This is a genomic window from Streptomyces sioyaensis, from assembly GCF_004122735.1.
In the GTDB taxonomy this organism is placed as follows: Bacteria; Actinomycetota; Actinomycetes; order Streptomycetales; family Streptomycetaceae; genus Streptomyces; species Streptomyces sioyaensis.
Genome location: NZ_SDIF01000004.1, coordinates 108,378 through 125,598, shown reverse-complemented (window position 1 = coordinate 125,598; position 17,221 = coordinate 108,378). Strand labels below are relative to the sequence as shown.

Sequence of the window (17,221 nt, the reverse complement as noted above, 5' to 3'; positions counted from 1 at the left end):
GCGGTAGCCCTTCGCGGCTGATCCTCCCCCACGCTCAAGGCGCGGGGGGACCCCCATCGCTCTCGCGTAGGTGGTTGTGCGCCGCGGGGTTGCCCGATTGTCGCTTGCCGTACGAAGCGAAGAGGCCGGACGCCAAGGGGCTCCGGCCTCTTCGTGTGCCCGGCCGAGGGGACGCGCGGCCCTTCAGGCGGGCACGGCCCGGGCTCGCTCCGTAGTGGCCGACCAGCAGCGGATGATGTCGCGTACGGACACCACGCCCACCGGTTCCTGGTCGTTGAGCACGATCAGATGGCGGAAGCCGCCGCGCACCATGGCCTCCGCGGCGTCCTCCAGGGTCCAGTCCGGAGCGGCGAAGACCACGTCCGGGGTGGTGTGGGTCTGGGCGGTCTCCCGGTCGGGATTCTCGCCCGCGCCGAGCGAGTTGAGGATGTCGCGTTCGGTGAGGATGCCGATGCCACAGGTGTCGCTGTCGAGGACCACGGCCGCGCCGAGGCGGCGGGCCGCCATCAGCCGCGCCGCCTGGCGGAGGGTGTGAGCGGGCCCGATGGTGAGGAGCGCCGTGCTCATGGCGTCTTTGACGTGCATGGGCATGGAGTGCAGCCACCTCCTTGGTGAATGTGCCTTGCGAAGGGATTCACAAGTTCACAAAGTGGGGGATTCTCATGTTCACATGCCGCCGGTGACGCAACAAGGGGTAAGTGCTGGACGGTTGTCCGAATACTCGTAGTGGTGCAGGTCAGCGCGCGGAATCGCCGAGATAGCTCAGCAGGTCCTCGTGCAGCAGGCCGTTGGAGGCCGCCGCGTTGCCGCTGTGCGGGCCCGGCTTGCCGTCCAGGCCGGAGAACTGCCCGCCCGCCTCGTTGACGACCACCGCACAGGCCGCCATGTCCCACAGCGACAGCTCCGGCTCCGCGCAGATGTCCACCGAGCCCTCGGCGATCATCATGTACGGCCAGAAGTCGCCGTAGCCGCGGGTGCGCCAGCAGTCCCGGCTCAGATCGAGGAAGCCGGGCAGCTTGCCGCGCTCCTCCCAGCCGGTCAGCGAGGAGTACGCGAACGACGCGTCCTGGATGCGGCCGACCTTCGAGACCTGCAGCCGGGTCGCGGAGGTGAGGCTGCGGCCGGTGAAGGCGCCCAGGCCCTCGGCGGCCCACCAGCGGCGGTTGAGCGCCGGTGCGGAGACGATGCCGACTACCGGGCGGTCACCGCCCTCGCCGCGCTCCATCAGGGCGATCAGGGTGGCCCAGACCGGCACCCCGCGGACGTAGTTCTTGGTGCCGTCGATCGGGTCGATGATCCAGCGGCGCGGCCCCGCGCCCTCGCTGCCGAACTCCTCGCCGAGCACCGCGTCCCGTGGCCGGGCCCGCTGGAGCTGGCCGCGGATCAGCTCCTCGGCGGCCTTGTCCGCCTCGCTCACCGGTGTCATGTCCGGTTTGGTCTCGACCTTGAGGTCGAGGGCCTTGAAGCGCTCCATGGTGGCGGCGTCCGCGGCGTCCGCGAGAACATGGCCGAGGCGAAGATCATCGTGATAGTCGGGCATGTGCGAACAGTATCCATTGGTATACGCCGGATCCACACGGCCATGCGCCGCCGGGCGTGTGACGCCACCGACCCCGCCGGCAGGTCCCGGCTGTGACGACCCTTGACAGTATCTGGCGCCCCGTCAATTCTGTGCGCACACCGGCCGACCGGGCCGGCGGCCGGGGAGGGACGGATGCCCGCAGCGCGTGAATCCTTGCTGGATGCCGCCTACACGGCGCTGACGGAGCGGCCCTGGACGGCCGTGCGGATGGTCGAGGTCGCGGCCGCCGCCGGGGTCTCCCGGCAGACGCTGTACAACGAGTTCGGCAGCAAGGAGGGGCTGGCCCGCGCCCTGGTTCGCCGGGAGACCGACCACTACCTCGCCGGCGTGGCGCGGGCGCTGTCCCGCGGCGCCCCGGCGGCCGGGGCGCGGGGCGACGCGGCGGGCCGGATCGTGGCCGCGGCCGCCTGGACGGTGCGCACCGCCCGTACCAACCCCCTGGTCAGGGCCGCGCTGACCGGTTGCTGGGGAGACCGGCTGCCGCCCGCCCCGGCGGTGTCCGCCGGCCCCGCGCCGGCCGGGACGCCCCGGCCGCCCGGCGTGCCCGCGCAGCGTGCCGCGCCGTCCGGTGAGGGGTCGCTGCCGGGGCCCGCCGAACTCGTCGGCCGGTTCTGTGATCAGGCGGTCGCGGCCCTGCGGCCCGGCTGGCCCGAGGAGGAGCTGCCCGCCCTGGGCACCGCCTGCGAGACCGCGGCGCGGCTGACCCTGTCCTGGGTGCTCGCACCGCCGGCTTCGGGGGCGGCGCCCGCACCGGGCCGCGTACCGGCGCAGCGCTCGCGCCGGGAGCCGGAGACGGAGGCGGTGTCCCGGCTCGTACGGAGCGCCTTCGCCCGGATGACGGCCGGTACGCAGCCGGCCGAGTGGAAGTGACGAGGCGTCAGGGAAGTGGTGCGCGGACGCTCCGGCTCAGTGCGCGGAGCCCGACAGTTGCAGCCCGATCACGCCGACGATGACCATGGTGATCGAGACGATCTTCAGGGTGGAGACCAGGTCGCCGAGGAAGACCATGCCGTAGATCGCCGTACCGGCCGCACCGATGCCGGTCCACACCGCGTACGCCGGGCCGACGTCGAGCTTGCGCAGCGCCAGCGTCAGCAGACCGAAGCTGCCGAGGGCGAAGGCCGCGAAGGCGATGGTGGGGAAGAGGCGGGTGAAGCCGTGCGAGAGCTTGAGACAGACCGCGAAGCCGGTCTCCAGGATCCCCGCCACCACGACCAGCAGCCACGCCATGTCCGCATGCCTCCGTCAGCTAGCTGAGCGACGACGGGACGTCAGAATCACTCGCTCAGGCCCCGTCCGGGCGATCGGGGCCCGCATGAGCACTACGCCGGCCTTGGTGTGATTATGCCTTTACCGTGCGCGGGCGGTGGCAAACGTCGGCGGTCAGTCGCCCTCGCGTCGTTCCCGGGTGGCCAGCAGACGCCGCAGTGAGTAGAGGCGGGCCGGGTCGGCATGGCCGTCGGTGACCCACTCGTCCAGCGCACAGTCCGGTTCGTCGTGGCTGCAGGCGCGCGGGCAGCCGGCGGTGCCGGGCTCCAGGTCGGGGAAGGCGTGGATGACCCGGGACGGGTCGACATGGGCCAGTCCGAAGGAGCGCACGCCAGGGGTGTCGATCACCCAGCCCGAGCCGCCGGGGAGCGGCAGCGCCAGCGCGGAGGTGGTGGTGTGCCGGCCGCGGCCGGTGACCGCGTTGACGTGTCCGGTGGCCCGGCGGCGCTCCGGGACCAGGGCGTTGACCAGGGTGGTCTTGCCCACGCCGGAGTGTCCGACGAACGCCGTCATCCGGCCCGTCAGGCTGTCCCGCACCCGGTCGGCGGCGCTGCCGTCGGCGAGTTCGTCGCGGTTGGTGACGATGTAGGGGACGCCGAGGGCGCCGTAGGACTCCAACAGGGCGTCGGCGGACGCCAGATCGGACTTGGTCAGCACCAGCAGCGGGTCGAGGCCCGCGTCGTAGGCGGCGACCAGACAGCGGTCGATGAGCCGGGGGCGCGGTTCGGGATCGGCGAGCGCGGTGACGATGGCGAGCTGGTCGGCGTTGGCGACCACGACCCGCTCGAACGGGTCGTCGTCGTCGGCCGTACGGCGCAGCGTCGAGGAGCGCGGCTCGACCCGGACGATCCGGGCGAGGGTGTCCTTGGCGCCGGTCAGGTCGCCCACGACGGCGACCCGGTCGCCGACCACCGCGCTCTTGCGGCCCAGTTCGCGGGCCTTCATCGCGGTGACCGTACGGCCGTCGATGAGGCAGGTCAGCCGGCCGCGGTCGACGGTGAGGACCAGACCCTCGCCGGCGTCCGCGTGCTTGGGACGGATGTTGGTACGGGGACGGTTGCCCTTGGGGTTGGGCCGGACGCGGATGTCGTCCTCGTCGGGGTTCTTGCCGTAGCGGCGCATGGCGGCGTCAGCCCTCACGCTCTCCGGGCGGGGACGGCGGCCGGATCGAGCATGTCCGTCCACATCGCGGGGAAGTCCGGCAGGGTCTTCGCGGTGGTGGCGACGTTCTCCACCGTCACGCCCTCGACGGCCAGGCCGATGACGGCCGCCGCGGTGGCCAGCCGGTGGTCCTCGTAGGTGTGGAAGGTCCCGCCGTGCAGGGGGCGCGGCCGGATGTGCAGGCCGTCCGCGGTCTCGGTGACGTCGCCGCCGAGTTCGTTGAGCTCCTTGGTGAGCGCGGCCAGCCGGTCGGTCTCGTGCAGCCGCAGATGGGCCACACCGCGCAGCGTGGAGGGGGAGTCGGCCAGCGCGGCGACCGCGGCGATGCCCGGCGTCAGCTCGCCGACCTCGCTCAGGTCGACGTCGATGCCGTGGATCCGGCCGCTGCCGGTGAAGGTGAGTCCCTGCTCGGTGAGCTCGCAGGAGCCACCCATGGTGGTGAAGATCTCGCGCAGCGCGTCACCGGGCTGTGTGGTGTGCGCCGGCCAGTCCGGGATGGTGACCCGGCCGCCGGTGACCAGCGCCGCGGCCAGGAACGGCTGGGCGTTGGACAGGTCCGGCTCGACGACCAGATCGCGGCCGAGCAGGGCGCCGGGGGTGACCCGCCAGACGTTCGGCTCGCCGCCCGCCTCCGGGGTGTCCACCTGGGCGCCGACGCTGCGCAGCATGTCGACGGTCATCCGGATGTGCGGCATCGAGGGCAGCGCCGCGCCCACGTGCCGGACCTCGACGCCCTGGTTGAAGCGCGGCGCGGACAGCAGCAGGGCGCTGACGAACTGGGAGGACGAGGACGCGTCGATCTCGACCGGGCCGCCGTCCAGGCCACCGCTGCCGAAGACCGTCATCGGCAGCGCGCCGCGGTTGTCGTCGTCGATCCGGGCGCCCAGGGTGCGCAGCGCCTCGATCACGCCGCCGAGCGGGCGCTCGTAGGAGCGCGGATCGCCGTCGAAACGGATCGGGCCGTCGGCGAGCGCGGCGACCGGCGGGAGGAAGCGCATGACCGTGCCGGCGTTGCCGACGTCGACGGTGGCCGGGCCGTGCAGCCCCGCGGGGATCACCCGCCAGGCCTCACCCGCGCTGTCGGCGGAGCTCGACGACGCCGTCTCCTCGATGCCGACGCCCAGGGTGCGCAGCGCCTCGGCCATCAGGAGGGTGTCCCGCGAGCGCAGCGGCCGGCGCAGCCAGCCGGGCTCGGAGGAGAGGGCGGCCAGTACCAGGCCGCGGTTGGTGACCGATTTGGAGCCGGGAACGGTGACGGTTGCGTCGACGGCCCCGGAGGCGAGGGGGGCGGGCCACAGGGCGGGATGTGCGGGGCTCTCGGTCATGCCTTTACTTTAATGGCTGGACAGGGGTGCCGATCTTGATCAAAAGCGGCGCAACCCCTGCGAAACACGGCACTGGTAGTGCGGCTGCCCGCGGCGACGGGTGGGGCCGGCCGGAACGTCCGCCGCGGCGCCGCGGCAACCGGCGGCCGGCCGCGGGACGGCGGCCGTCGGCGTCACAGGCCCAGCAGCCAGCGCCCGCCCCCGATCAGGGAGCACAGCGTCACCACATGGAAGAGGCCGAGCCAGACGGCGGCCGGTACGTGGGTCAGGCGCGCCAGTTGGTCCGGGTCGGAGTCCTCCGCACCGCCCCGGCGCCGCTTGCCCATCAGCTCGAAGGGCGGCCGTACCCCGCCCAGCAGCAGGAACCACACCACCACGTAGCCGAACGCCGCCTGCACCTGCGGCGTCGTCAGCCAGGAGACCAGCACGAACGCGGCACCGGCCAGGACGACGGTGAGCACGCCGTAGGCGTTACGGATCATGACCAGCATCGCCAGCAGCAGCACGGTGGCGCCCCACAGCAGCGCGGTGATGTGCCCCGCGGCGAGCAGCGCGGCGCCCGCCAGGCCCAGCAGGGACGGGGCGATGTAGCCGGCCGCGGCGGTGAGCACCATGCCCAGGCCGGTCGGCTTGCCACGCGAGACGGTCAGACCCGAGGTGTCCGAGTGCAGCCGGATGCCGTCCAGGCGGCGGCCGGTCAGCAGCGCGATCAGCCCGTGCCCGCCCTCGTGCGCGATGGTGACGGCGTTCCGCGACAGCCGCCAGGCGGTGTGCGGGACGACGGCGCCCAGCGCGAGCACCGCGGTGATGATCACCAGCCAGAGCGAGGGGGCGGGCTGCGTCCCGAAGACCCGGCTCCATATGTCGGTGAGGTGGTCGGTGTCCATGTCTCCCCTTCGTGTGGCATGGCAGTGTGGCATGCATGTGCGGTAGGTATGCAGCGAGTCGTCGCCCCGAGGACCTGGTGGGAATATTCGGCGTCCAGCAGTGGGAGCCGACCGAGACGCTGGCGCCCAGCTGGAACGTGGCGCCGACGGACCCGGTGCACGCGGTGCTGGAGCGTCCGCTCAAGGGCCCGGCGGCCGAGGCCTTCCCGCCGGGCAGCCCGGTGCGCCAGCTGCGGACGCTGAAGTGGGGCCTGGTCCCGTCGTGGTCGAAATCACCTGAGGGCGCCGCAAGGATGATCAATGCGCGGGCCGAGACCGTGCACGAGAAGCCGTCCTTCCGGCAGGCCTTCGCGGCCCGCCGCTGCCTGCTCCCCGGTGACGGCTATTTCGAGTGGGTCACCGCCCCCGCGGAGCGGCAGCTGGAGGAGCAGGGCAGGAAGAAGCGGCCCCGCAAGCAGCCGTACTTCGTGACCCCGGCGGACGGCTCGGTGATGGCGCTGGCCGGGCTGTACGAGTTCTGGCGGGACGCGACCCTGCCCGGCGACCACCCGCTGGCCTGGTGGGTGACCTGCACGGTCGTCACCACCGAGGCCGAGACCACCCCGCTGGCCGGGGCGAGCGGCGGCGAGGGGCCGCAGGCGCTGGCCGACATCCACCCCCGGATGCCGCTGGTGCTGACCCCGGACCGCTGGGACGACTGGCTCGACCCGGCCCGTACCGACCCGGACGCGGTGCGCGAGCTGCTGGCGCCGCCGCCGGCCGGGCTGATGCGTGCCTACCCGGTCCCGACCGAGGTCAGCAACGTCCGCAACAACGGGCCCGAGCTGGTCACCGAGCTCGACGGCCCGGAGGTGGGCACGCTGTTCTGAGGCGCCGACGGGCGTGCTGCGGTGCCCTTCCGGCCGCGGCGCGGGCAGGATGGGCGTACGGGCGAGCGCGGCGCGGAGTCACCGGACGGTGCGCGCGGTGCGCAGGCGAGGCCGAGTGAAGCGAGGGTGCGGCATGAGCACAGGGGCGATGGAGACCGAGACGGTCGGGACGCCGGCGGGCGACGCCCGGATCACCTGGTACCGCGAGGCGAAGCCGGCCCGTGCCGTGGTGGCCGTGAGCCACGGCGCCGGCGGGGGCATCGAGGCACGTGATCTGCGGGCCCTGGCGGCCGCGCTGCCGGCCCGCGGCTACACCGTGGCGCTGGTCGAGCAGCCGTGGCGGGTGGCGGGCAAAAAGGTGGCGCCCGCGCCGAAGACCCTCGACGCCGCGTGGACCGCGCTGTGGCCGGCGCTGGAGAAGCCCGGGCTGCCGGTGGTCGCCGGCGGCCGCAGCGCCGGGGCCCGGGTGGCCTGCCGTACGGCGCGGGAACTGGGCGCCCAGGCCGTCCTGGCGCTGAGCTTCCCGCTGCATCCGCCGGGCCGGCCGGAGAAGTCGCGGGCGGAGGAGCTGACCGGTGCCGGGGTGCCGACGCTGGTCGTCCAGGGCGGCCGGGACCCGTTCGGACGGCCGGAGGAGTTCCCGCCGGGGACGGAGCTCACCGAGATCGCCCACGGGGACCACGGCTTCGCGGTCCCGAAGAAGGCGGACGTCGGCGAGGCGGAATCGATGGACCGGCTCACGGACACGGTGGCGGTTTGGCTGGACGGCATGTTCGGCTGACGTCCCCGCGCCCGCCGCGCGGGTCAGTCGCCGCCCCGGGCGCGCGGGCGGGCGCGGACGTGCATCCGTTCCCCCTGGCTGCCGAACAGGCTCAGCAGCTCGACCGGTGCGTCGCCCGCGGGCCCGAACCAGTGCGGCAGCCGGGTGTCGAACTCCGCCGCCTCCCCGGCCCGCAGCTCCACGTCGCGGTCCGCGAGCAGCAGCCGCAGCCGCCCGGACAGCACGTACAGCCACTCGTACCCCTCGTGCGTCCGCTGCTCGCGCGGGCCGCCGGCCGGGTCCATGACCAGCTTGAACGCCTGGAGTCCGCCCGGCTGGCGGGTCAGCGGGACGGCGGTCAGGTGCGCGCGCCGCAGCGGCGTCGCGCGCACCCGCGGGTCACCCACCTCCGGCGCCCCCACCAGCTCGTCCAGCGGCACCTGATGGGCCTGCGCCAGGGGCAGCAGCAGTTCGAGGGTGGCCTTGCGGCCGCCGGACTCCAGCCGCGACAGGGTGCTCACCGAGATGCCGGTCGCCGCGGACAGCGCGGTCAGCGTCACCCCGCGCTCCTGGCGCAGCCGCCGCAGCCGGGGGCCCACGTCCGCGAGCACCTTCGCGTATGCGTGATCGGTCACCCCTCCATTGCCGAAGCGGCAAGTGGGTTTGTCAAGACCTGGCGGGGCGGGCGGCGGCGTCCGCCGGGTGTCCGTCCGGGGGCCGGCCCCGGGGAGGCGGCGGGAAAGCCGGGCCGGCGGACCGGGAATGACCGGGCGGGTGCGGCTGTTGTGCCACACGTAATGCCCGAGTACGTCCGGCGCAGCATGAGGAATGGGAGTCCGCCGCATGGGAATCGCTTGCCCCGCCCGCCCGGCCGCCGATCTGTCGTGGTCGCAGATGCAGGTGACGCAGCCCGCCCTGGCCGGAGCGGCGGCGGCACCGGATCGTCGTCTATTCTCCGAATCGGGTGGGTCCGCATCCGGGGCCACGACGGTGTTGGAGGAGGTGGGTCCGGTCACCGGTACCGACGCAGGGACCGACGGCACGGCTGAGGAGAGGGCTCAGGAGAGCGCCGCCGAGCGCAACGCGCGCTTCGAGCGGGACGCGCTGACCTTCCTGGACCAGATGTACTCCGCCGCGCTGCGCATGACCCGCAACCCGGCCGACGCCGAGGACCTGGTGCAGGAGACGTACGCCAAGGCGTACGCGTCCTTCCACCAGTTCCGCGAGGGCACCAACCTCAAGGCCTGGCTGTACCGCATCCTCACCAACACCTTCATCAACTCCTACCGAAAGAAGCAGCGCGAGCCCCAGCGCAGCGCCGCGGAGGAGATCGAGGACTGGCAGCTGGCGCGCGCCGAGTCGCACATGTCGACGGGGCTGCGCTCCGCCGAGTCGCAGGCGCTGGACCACCTCCCCGACTCCGACGTGAAGGCCGCCCTCCAGGCCATCCCCGAGGAGTTCCGCATCGCGGTCTACCTCGCGGATGTCGAGGGCTTTGCCTACAAGGAGATCGCGGACATCATGGGGACACCCATCGGCACGGTGATGTCCCGGCTGCACCGCGGCCGGCGCCAACTGCGCGGCATGCTGGAGGATTACGCCCGTGAGCGCGGGCTGGTCCCGGCCGGGGCGGGGGCTGCGGACCCGCAGGCCGCGCGGACGACGGAGTCGCACGACCGGAAAGGCTCGGGATCATGAGCTGCGGAGAGCCGCACGAGAAGGACTGCTCAGAGGTCCTTGACCACCTCTACGAGTATCTCGACCGGGAGATGCCCGAGGGGGAGTGCGCGGATTTCCAGGTGCATCTCGACGAGTGCTCGCCGTGCCTGGAGAAGTACGGCCTGGAGCAGGCCGTCAAGAAGCTCGTCAAGCGCTGCTGCGGCCATGACGACGTCCCCAGCGACCTGCGGTCCAAGGTGATGGGCCGGATCGACCTCATCCGGGCCGGGGAGACCGTGCCCGAGGTGAGCGTGCTCGAACAGGCCAAGAAGGAACAGGCACAGCGCGAGCAGGCGGACGCCGAGGCGAGCGGCTCCGGGCCGGCGGACGGCCCGTCCGACGCCGGTCCGTCCGATGCACGGACCAAGACCGCGCGGACCGAATAACGCGGCACATCACCCTAAGGGGTGAGGGGCGGGCCGATTCGTCCCGCCCGATTCCCCGATGCCCCTTCCCCGGCCTCCCGGCCCGTCTATTCTCACCGACCCGAGCGCACCTCTGAGGCGGCGCAAAGGGACCTTCCCGGCTCCTCCGGAGCGCGCGGGAGAGCGGTGGGCGACGAGGAGGGCGCGATGCGGGGACTTCCGGCGGCCGCGCGAGGGTACATCGGCGGCACCGCACTGGCCGCGGCACTGTGTGCCGCCCCCGCGATACGACTCGGCGCCGCCGCCCCCTGGAGCAGCACCCTGGCCCTGGCCCTGCTGTACGCCGGGTGTGAACAGGTGCGCCGCTGCCCGCCGGTGGGCGTCCGGGCGCCGTCCGGTACGGGTCCCGTCGAGGGGCCCGCGTGCTTTCCCGCCGACTGGGCCAGCCCCGTCCTGCTCGCCGGCGTCTGTCTGCTGCCGCCGCCGCTGGCCGCGCTGACCGCCGTCCCCGGGGCGCTGACCGGACCGGCCGGGGCCCGCCCGGCCGCCGCCCGCAGGCTCTGGCACGCCGCCGAGCTCGCGCCGGCGTGCTGGGCGGCCGCGCAGGTCTTCCGGATCACCGGCGGCCACCAGCCGTGGTCCGCCCCGCAGTTCCCCGTCCTGCTGCTGCCCGCCGCGGCCGCCGCGGCAACCTTCTGCGCGGTGCTGGCGGCGCTCGACGGCGGGGTGCTGATCGCCGCCGAGCGGCACCCCGTACGCACCGCCTGGCGCGGGCTGTTGACCCGCTCGCTGGGGCCGCATCTGGTGCACGGGCTGGCCGGGCTGATGATGGCGGTGCTGTGGCGCAGCTCGTACGGGCCGCCGGCGGCGCTGCTGGTGCTGCTGCCGATGTGCCTGTCCTGCTGGGTCTTCGCCCAGTACCACCGGGAACGCGCCGCCCATCAGGCCACCATCCGCGCCCTCGTCCAGGCCGTCGACATCAAGGACCGCTACACCCGCGGACACAGCGAACGGGTCGGACGCGCCTCGGTGATGATCGCCCGGGAGCTGGGCATGGCCGAGGACCGGGTGGAGGTGCTGCGGTTCGCCGGCATCCTGCACGACGTCGGCAAACTCGGCGTCCCCACCCGGCTGTTGCGCAAGGACGGCCCGCTGACGCCGCAGGAGCGCCGGGTCATCGAGCTGCATCCCGAGTACGGACACGAGATCGTCCGCGGCATCGGCTTCCTGGGGGAGGCCCGGGCGGCGATCCTGCACCACCACGAGCGGCTGGACGGACGCGGCTACCCCTACGGGCTGAGGGGGCATCACATTCCGGAGTACGCCCGGGTGGTGGCGGTCGCCGACGCCTTCGACGCGATGACCTCGACCCGCTCCTACCGGCGGGCCCGGCCGGTGCCGGCGGCCGTCGAGGAGCTGCGCAAGTGCGCCGGGGCGCAGTTCGACCCGCGGATGGTCCGGGCGCTGGCGGCCTCGCTGGACCGCTACGGCTGGCACCCGGACCTGGTGACGGCGGCGGACACGGAGCCCGCCGCGGCGGCGGACGGCGGCGTGCCGCGGCGGGACGCGGAGCCGGACGGAGCCATCGCGGCGCGGGACGGGGAGCCGGCCGGCGGCCCGGAGCGTACGGCGGTGCGGCCCGGGCTGCGGCCCGAAGGAGCCGGACGGGACGGCACCCGGTGAGCGGGGCCCGGGGCGCCCCCCGGCGCCCGTGGCCGGCCGCGCGCCGGACGGCGGACGACCGCGCCGCCGGTGGCCCGCGCGCCGGGGCACCGGCCTGCGGCGCGCGCGCCGTCGTCGCCGCGGTCCACGCCCCGGCCGCCGCGCTGGCCGGCTGGTCGCTCGGCCGGACGCTGTGGGACGGATTGCGGCAGCCCGGGATCGCGCTGGCCTTCGGGGTGCTGATCGCGGTGGGCGAGCTGGTGGGCCGGGGCCCCGCTCCCGCGGCCGGGCCCGGGCGGATGCCGGGGGAGCGGGAGGGCGCCCCGCTGGGTGCCGCCGGGGCCCTGGCCTACGCCCTGCTCGGCGCGGCCGGCGGCCGGCCCACCACCCACGGCGTCCCGCAGATCGTGGCCGTGGTCCTGGCGGCCGGCCTGATCGGACTCGTCCCGCAGCTCGCGCGCGGCCAGGGCCCTGCGCTCGACCACCTCGCCCGCCGGGTGCTGACCATCGGCTTCGCCGCCACCTGCTTCCAGCCCCTCTACAACACCGGGACGCTGGACACCTGGGTGGCCTCCGGGCCGGTGTACCCCCTCTTCATGACCGCCCTGATGGCGCTGACCGCGCTGTGCGACGCGGTGCTGGCGGCCGCGCTCGCCCGGGCCCGCACCGGCTGGCCGTACGGGCCGCTGCTGCGCGACGAGTTGCGGGCGCTGCCCGGCATCGGCTCGGCGATCTGTGCCACCGGCGTGGTGATCGCGCTGGCCACCGCGGTCGCCGGGCTGTGGGCGCTGCCCGTCTTCTGTCTGCCGCTGCTGCTGACCCAGTTCGCCTTCCGCCGCTTCGCCGCGGTCCGCGCCACCTACCGCCAGACCATCGCCTCGCTGGCCCGCTGCACCGAGATCGCCGGCTACACCCCGCACGGCCACGCCCGCCGGGTGGCCGCGCTCAGCCGCGCCGTGGGCCGCGAACTGGGGCTGAACGGGCCGGACTTGGACGTGCTCGAATACGCCGCCCTGATGCACGACATCGGCCAGCTCTCGCTGCTGGACCCGGTGCCGGACGGGGCGACCGCGCCGCTGCCGCCCGCCCAGCAGCGCCGGATCGCGCTGCTGGGCGGTGCTGTTGTCCGGCAGACCGGGGCCCCCGCGGAGGTCGCGATGATCGTCGAGCGGCAGGCCGATCCGTACCGGGACCAGCCGGTCACGGCGCGTATCGTCCGCACCGTCAACGCCTACGACGACCTGTCGGGCGGCTCCGCGGGCCCGGGCGGCCCGCTGCGCGCGCTGGAGCGGCTGCGGCTGGCCACCGCGCAGGACCACGAACCACGGGTCGTCGAGGCGCTGGCCCGGGTGCTGTCGTGCGGCGGCCGCGCGGTGTGAGATGGCCGACTGTGGCGCACGGCGCGGGACGGGCGGCGCCCGCTCGGCGGCCCGCGGAGCCCCGGCCTGCCGCGTCCCGCCCCGGCAGCTCCCGGCGGGCCGCACACCGCCCGCGGACGGCCTGCCTGGGGCCCCGGAGGCCGCTCCGCCGCCCCGTCCCCGCCGTTGGGCCCGCGCCGTGCCCCCGAGGTGCGGGAACCCATGGGTAATGAGCGGCCGCCGAGATGGGCATGGTTGGATGCGAAGGAAGCCCCTTGCAGGGGGATTCAGGGGGTCGGCGAAGGGCAAGGAGCCGCAGGGGAGCGGCAAACCGGGCTGAGCCCGGCGGCAATCTGTGGCAGGTTGTCGAGTAGGCCCCTCGGAAGGCCCCGGGCGCCGCCCGGGGAGACCTCCTCGGCGGCATCAAGAGCAACCAGCAGGCGGGAATCGTGAGGATCTTCGGCAAGGTACGGCACCGGCCCTCCGCCTCGTGGCGTCAGGCGACCGACCGCGCTTTCACGCTGATCGGCGACGGCCGTTACGAGGACGCGGGGGCGCTGCTGACCCGTGCCGCGGACATGGAGCCGTGGCTTTCGGAGTCCTGGTTCAACCTCGCCCTGCTGCACAAGTTCCGGCACGACTGGGAGCAGGCCCGGGCGGCCGGTCTGCGTGCGGTGGCGCTGCTGGACCGGGAGGCGGGGGCGCCCGACTGGTGGAACGTCGGCATCGCCGCCACCGCCCTGCAGGACTGGCCGCTGGCCCGCCGCGCCTGGCAGGCGTACGGCCTGAAGGTCCCCGGTGAGGGCTCCCCGTCCGGTGAACCGCTCGGTATGGCGCTGGGCAGCGCCGCCGTCCGGCTCTCCCCGGAGGGCGAGGCGGAGGTCGTCTGGGGCCGCCGGCTGGACCCGGCGCGGATCGAGGTGCTGTCGATCCCGCTGCCGTCCTCCGGGCGGCGCTGGGGCGAGGTGGTGCTGCACGACGGCGTCCCGCACGGCGAGCGGACCATCCTCAGCGCCGACGGCGCCACCAGGGCCTATCCGGTCTTCGACGAGATCGAGCTGTGGGCGCCCTCCCCGGTCCCCACCTGGGTGGTGCTCCTGGAGGCCGCGTCGGAGGCCGACCGGGACGCCCTGGAGCGGCTGGCGGCCGACGCGGGCTTCGCCGCCGAGGACTGGTCGTCCTCGGTGCGGCTGCTGTGCCGTACGTGCTCGGAGAGCCGGATGCCCAGCGACGAGGGCGACGGCGAGCACCTGGACCCGCACGACCACAGCGAGCCCGGCCACCCCGGGCCGCTCGGGCACCGCACCGCGGGCTCGGGCTCGCTCTGGGTGCCGGAGCGCGAATGCGGCATCGCGGCGCCGTCCGCCCTGGTGCGTGGCCTGCTGGACGGCTGGGTCGCGGACAGCCCGGACACCCGGGAATGGCGGGATCTTGAAGAGGTCTGCTGAGCGCCCGCCGGCGTCCCCGTAGGCTGTAGGGCGACTAACCAGGGTTTTCAGGAAGGCGTACGGCGGAGATGGCCCAGCAGCCTGTGTTTGATCAAGAGGGTGACCAGCGCGTGGATGAGGCGTTCGTCGACGACGTCACCGACGCCGGGGAGCGGGAGGAAGCCCACCGTGCGCGGGGCACCTCGCGGCCGATCACGGTGGTCGGCAACCCGGTGCTCCACAAGGAGTGCAAGGACGTCACGGCGTTCGACGAGGAGCTCGGCCGGCTCATCGACGACATGTTCGCCAGCCAGCGCACCGCCGAGGGCGTGGGCCTGGCCGCGAACCAGATCGGTGTGGACCTGAAGGTCTTCGTCTACGACTGCCTTGACGACGAGGGCGTCCGGCACGTCGGTGCGGTCTGCAACCCCGTCCTGGAGGAGCTGCCGGCCGAGCGCCGCATCCTGGACGACTCCAACGAGGGCTGTCTGTCCGTGCCCGGCGCCTACGCCGAGCTGGCCCGCCCCGATTACGCCGTGGTCCGCGGCCAGAACGCCAAGGGCGAGCCGATCGCGATCGAGGGCACCGGCTACTTCGCGCGCTGTCTGCAGCACGAGACCGACCACCTCCACGGCTACCTCTACATCGACCGGCTGAGCAAGCGGGAGCGCAAGGACGCGCTGAAGCAGATGGCCGAGCGGGAGCCCCGCTACCCCGTCGTCGCCAACGACTGACGACGCGGGCGCGCGGGCGCCCGGCCGGTGGGCCGGGCGCCCTTCGCCGTCACGGTGCCTGCTGGTAGGCGCTCCAGACCTGGGGCGGGACGGTCGTCCCCAGCCCGGTCTCCGCGCCGCCGACGTCCTGCATCGGCAGCAGATCGGGGGCGCCCGGTTTGTTGCGGAACATGGTGACGGCGGTGGTCGGCTCATTGCCGTCCCCGTCGCCGGGAAGCTTGCCGGGACGGAAGCCGCCCCCGCTGCCGGGATCCGTGCCGAGGTCCGGCACACCGGCCGGCGGGCTGCCGATGAACCACGCCGACTTCATCCGGTCGCCCGGCTCGGTGAGACCGGCCGCGACCGGCTGCTGTGCCGCCTTGTCGCCCTGTGCTTCCAGGGCCTGCCGGCCGCGTTCCTCCAAGGCGCCGGACACCTGCTGGGCGACCCCGGCGTCGAGGACCTGGTGCGACTCGGGGCGGCGCAGGCCGGGTACCGGGCGGCCGTCGTGGGTGAGCGCGGACACCGCATACGGGTCGGTGTGCAGCCCGCCGTTGGCGAAGGTGGTGTAGGCGCTCGCCATCCGGATCGCGCTGGGGGCCGAGGTGCCCAGCGGGAAGGTCTGTTCCAGGCGCGCCATGCTCTCCTTACGCAGCCCCGAGGCCACCGCCAGATCCCGGATCCGCTCCAGCCCGATCTCCTTGCCGGCCTGCACGAACGGCGGGCTCTGGGCCTTCAGCAGGGCCCCGCGCAGGTCCCCGAACCGGGCCTTGCCGGCCGCCGCGCCGGACGGGTCGGCCCCCGGTGCCTCGGTCGCCGGGCCGTGCCACGCGGCGTCCGGCTCGTCGACCTGCTGCTGGAGCGCGGCCGCCAGCACGAACGGCTTGAAGGCGGACCCGGCCGGGACCGCCGTGGTGTCCGCGTTGTTGCTGAAGTGCTTGGTGGCGTCCGCGCCGCCGTAGAGCGCGACGATCGCCCCGTCCTTGGGGCGTACCGAGGCGGCGCCGAATTCCACGAACCTGTCGGACGTGCGCCGTTTCGGATCGATGGTGTCGCGGCGCACGTCGGTGACGGCCTTTTCCAGGCGGCGGGTGCGCTTTTTGTCGAACGTGGTGTGGATGCGGTATCCGCCGCGTGCCAGGTCTTTGTCGGTCAGGCCGGTGTCGGCCTTGATGAACTTGTTGGCGACATCGACGAGATAGCCGGTCTGGCCGGCCTGGCTGGTGGGTTTCGACAGCGCGCGGGGCTCGGGGAAGGTGCGGTATTTCGCCCGCTCCCGCGCGCTCATCTTCCCGGTGTCGACCTGCCGGTCGAGTATCCACTTCCAGCGGGCCACGGCGCGCGCGTGATTGGCCTTGCTCAGCCCCGGGTCGTACTGCTCGGAGCCCTTCAGCAGGGCCGCCAGCAGCGCGCCCTGACTGGGGTTCAGTTTCGTGGCGTCGATGCCGTAATACGCATGGGCGGCCGCCTGGATGCCGTACGAACCGCGGCCGAACCAACTGGTGTTCAGATAGCCGCGCAGTATTTCCCGCTTCGACTTCTGGTTGCTCACCTTCAGCGCGATGACGAATTCCTTCGCCTTGCGGGTGACCGTTTGGTCCTGCGAGAGATAGGTGTTCTTCACGAACTGCTGGGTGATGGTGGAGCCGCCCTGGGTGTCCCCGCCCGACACCATGGTGACCAGGGCCCGGCCGATGCCCTTGAGCGAGATTCCGGAGTCGGTGTAGAAGGTGGCGTTCTCCGCCGAGATCACGGAATTCTCGACGGAGTCGGGAACTTTGTCGAGGGTGACGTTCTGCCGGTTGACGGCCCCCACGCTCACCATCTGGCTGCCGTCCGCCCAGTAATAGACGGTCGCCTCCTGGCCGGCGAGCGCGTTCTCACTCGGTATGTCGACCTTTGCGTACACGATTGCTAACAGCCCCGCCAGGCCGCCCACGCCGAGCGCGACGGCGCTCAGCCACTGTCTCCATGACGGCAGCCAACGGCGCAGACCTTCCCGTCCCTGACGCGGATAGTCGATGAACCGACGACGCCCCTTCGTGCCCTTCATGCCCGCTTAGATGTGGTGGCCACGCGTTCCGGTTGCGAAGGTAACAGAACGCTCACAAAAGGCGGGTGACC

The 17,221-nt window shown here is 73.5% G+C and carries 17 protein-coding genes; 9 read left to right on the top strand and 8 right to left on the bottom strand.

Annotated features, from left to right (window positions below):
* Window positions 1-183: 183 nt before the first annotated feature.
* Both EST54_RS02710 and hisN read right to left on the bottom strand, forming a co-directional pair.
* Window positions 184-585 (bottom strand): CBS domain-containing protein, encoded by a 402-nt coding sequence (locus tag EST54_RS02710; protein WP_129244622.1) that lies wholly within the window; start codon window positions 583-585, stop codon window positions 184-186.
* A gap of 151 nt (window positions 586-736) precedes the next feature.
* Window positions 737-1,540, bottom strand: coding sequence for a histidinol-phosphatase (gene hisN / locus EST54_RS02705; protein WP_006603220.1), 804 nt, complete (start codon window positions 1,538-1,540; stop codon window positions 737-739).
* A gap of 174 nt (window positions 1,541-1,714) precedes the next feature.
* On the opposite strand from hisN, the gene EST54_RS02700 reads away from it, so the two are divergent.
* A complete protein-coding gene (locus EST54_RS02700) occupies window positions 1,715-2,452 on the top strand; it encodes a TetR/AcrR family transcriptional regulator (protein WP_129244554.1) in 738 nt (245 codons plus the stop codon).
* A gap of 36 nt (window positions 2,453-2,488) precedes the next feature.
* Here EST54_RS02700 and EST54_RS02695 read toward each other — a convergent pair whose 3' ends face one another.
* From EST54_RS02695 to EST54_RS02680, 4 genes are all read right to left on the bottom strand, one after another.
* On the bottom strand, window positions 2,489-2,812 hold the full coding sequence (locus EST54_RS02695; protein WP_128511529.1) for a DMT family transporter: 324 nt from the start codon (window positions 2,810-2,812) through the stop codon (window positions 2,489-2,491).
* Between the two features lie 153 nt (window positions 2,813-2,965).
* Entirely contained in the window at window positions 2,966-3,973 is a 1,008-nt protein-coding gene (gene rsgA, locus EST54_RS02690) for a ribosome small subunit-dependent GTPase A (RefSeq protein WP_129244620.1), read from the bottom strand.
* A gap of 14 nt (window positions 3,974-3,987) precedes the next feature.
* Entirely contained in the window at window positions 3,988-5,337 is a 1,350-nt protein-coding gene (aroA, locus tag EST54_RS02685; RefSeq protein WP_129244552.1) for a 3-phosphoshikimate 1-carboxyvinyltransferase, read from the bottom strand.
* A 173-nt stretch (window positions 5,338-5,510) separates the two neighbouring features.
* The gene (locus tag EST54_RS02680) at window positions 5,511-6,224 is read right to left on the bottom strand and encodes a M50 family metallopeptidase (RefSeq protein WP_129244551.1); all 714 of its coding nucleotides are present in this window, start codon (window positions 6,222-6,224) and stop codon (window positions 5,511-5,513) included.
* A 35-nt stretch (window positions 6,225-6,259) separates the two neighbouring features.
* On the opposite strand from EST54_RS02680, the gene EST54_RS02675 reads away from it, so the two are divergent.
* Window positions 6,260-7,093 (top strand): SOS response-associated peptidase, encoded by an 834-nt coding sequence (locus EST54_RS02675; protein ID WP_174243955.1) that lies wholly within the window; start codon window positions 6,260-6,262, stop codon window positions 7,091-7,093.
* A 133-nt stretch (window positions 7,094-7,226) separates the two neighbouring features.
* The gene (locus EST54_RS02670) at window positions 7,227-7,874 is read left to right on the top strand and encodes an alpha/beta hydrolase family protein (RefSeq protein WP_239012738.1); all 648 of its coding nucleotides are present in this window, start codon (window positions 7,227-7,229) and stop codon (window positions 7,872-7,874) included.
* Window positions 7,875-7,897: 23 nt separating this feature from the next.
* Here the strand turns inward: EST54_RS02670 and EST54_RS02665 are convergent, their stop codons facing one another.
* Entirely contained in the window at window positions 7,898-8,488 is a 591-nt protein-coding gene (locus EST54_RS02665; RefSeq protein ID WP_129244547.1) for a helix-turn-helix domain-containing protein, read from the bottom strand.
* Window positions 8,489-8,855: 367 nt separating this feature from the next.
* Here EST54_RS02665 and EST54_RS02660 point away from each other — a divergent pair, with 367 nt between their 5' ends.
* From EST54_RS02660 to def, 6 genes are all read left to right on the top strand, one after another.
* The gene (locus EST54_RS02660) at window positions 8,856-9,551 is read left to right on the top strand and encodes a sigma-70 family RNA polymerase sigma factor (protein ID WP_203525417.1); all 696 of its coding nucleotides are present in this window, start codon (window positions 8,856-8,858) and stop codon (window positions 9,549-9,551) included.
* Window positions 9,548-9,958, top strand: a complete 411-nt coding sequence (rsrA, locus tag EST54_RS02655) for a mycothiol system anti-sigma-R factor (protein WP_129244544.1) — start codon at window positions 9,548-9,550, stop codon at window positions 9,956-9,958. The genes EST54_RS02660 and rsrA overlap by 4 nt, the downstream gene beginning before the upstream one ends.
* Window positions 9,959-10,144: 186 nt before the next feature.
* Window positions 10,145-11,620, top strand: coding sequence for an HD-GYP domain-containing protein (locus EST54_RS02650; RefSeq protein ID WP_129244542.1), 1,476 nt, complete (start codon window positions 10,145-10,147; stop codon window positions 11,618-11,620).
* A gap of 143 nt (window positions 11,621-11,763) precedes the next feature.
* Window positions 11,764-12,978, top strand: a complete 1,215-nt coding sequence (locus EST54_RS02645) for an HD-GYP domain-containing protein (protein WP_161989245.1) — start codon at window positions 11,764-11,766, stop codon at window positions 12,976-12,978.
* Between the two features lie 428 nt (window positions 12,979-13,406).
* Window positions 13,407-14,405: a tetratricopeptide repeat protein gene (locus tag EST54_RS02640; RefSeq protein WP_129244538.1), complete on the top strand. Its 999-nt coding sequence runs from the start codon at window positions 13,407-13,409 to the stop codon at window positions 14,403-14,405.
* Between the two features lie 68 nt (window positions 14,406-14,473).
* On the top strand, window positions 14,474-15,118 hold the full coding sequence (gene def, locus EST54_RS02635; protein ID WP_129244536.1) for a peptide deformylase: 645 nt from the start codon (window positions 14,474-14,476) through the stop codon (window positions 15,116-15,118).
* Window positions 15,119-15,167: 49 nt separating this feature from the next.
* Here the strand turns inward: def and EST54_RS02630 are convergent, their stop codons facing one another.
* Window positions 15,168-17,150 carry a transglycosylase domain-containing protein gene (locus EST54_RS02630; protein WP_129244534.1) on the bottom strand — a complete coding sequence of 661 codons (1,983 nt, stop codon included), beginning with the start codon at window positions 17,148-17,150 and terminating at the stop codon, window positions 15,168-15,170.
* Window positions 17,151-17,221 lie beyond the last annotated feature (71 nt).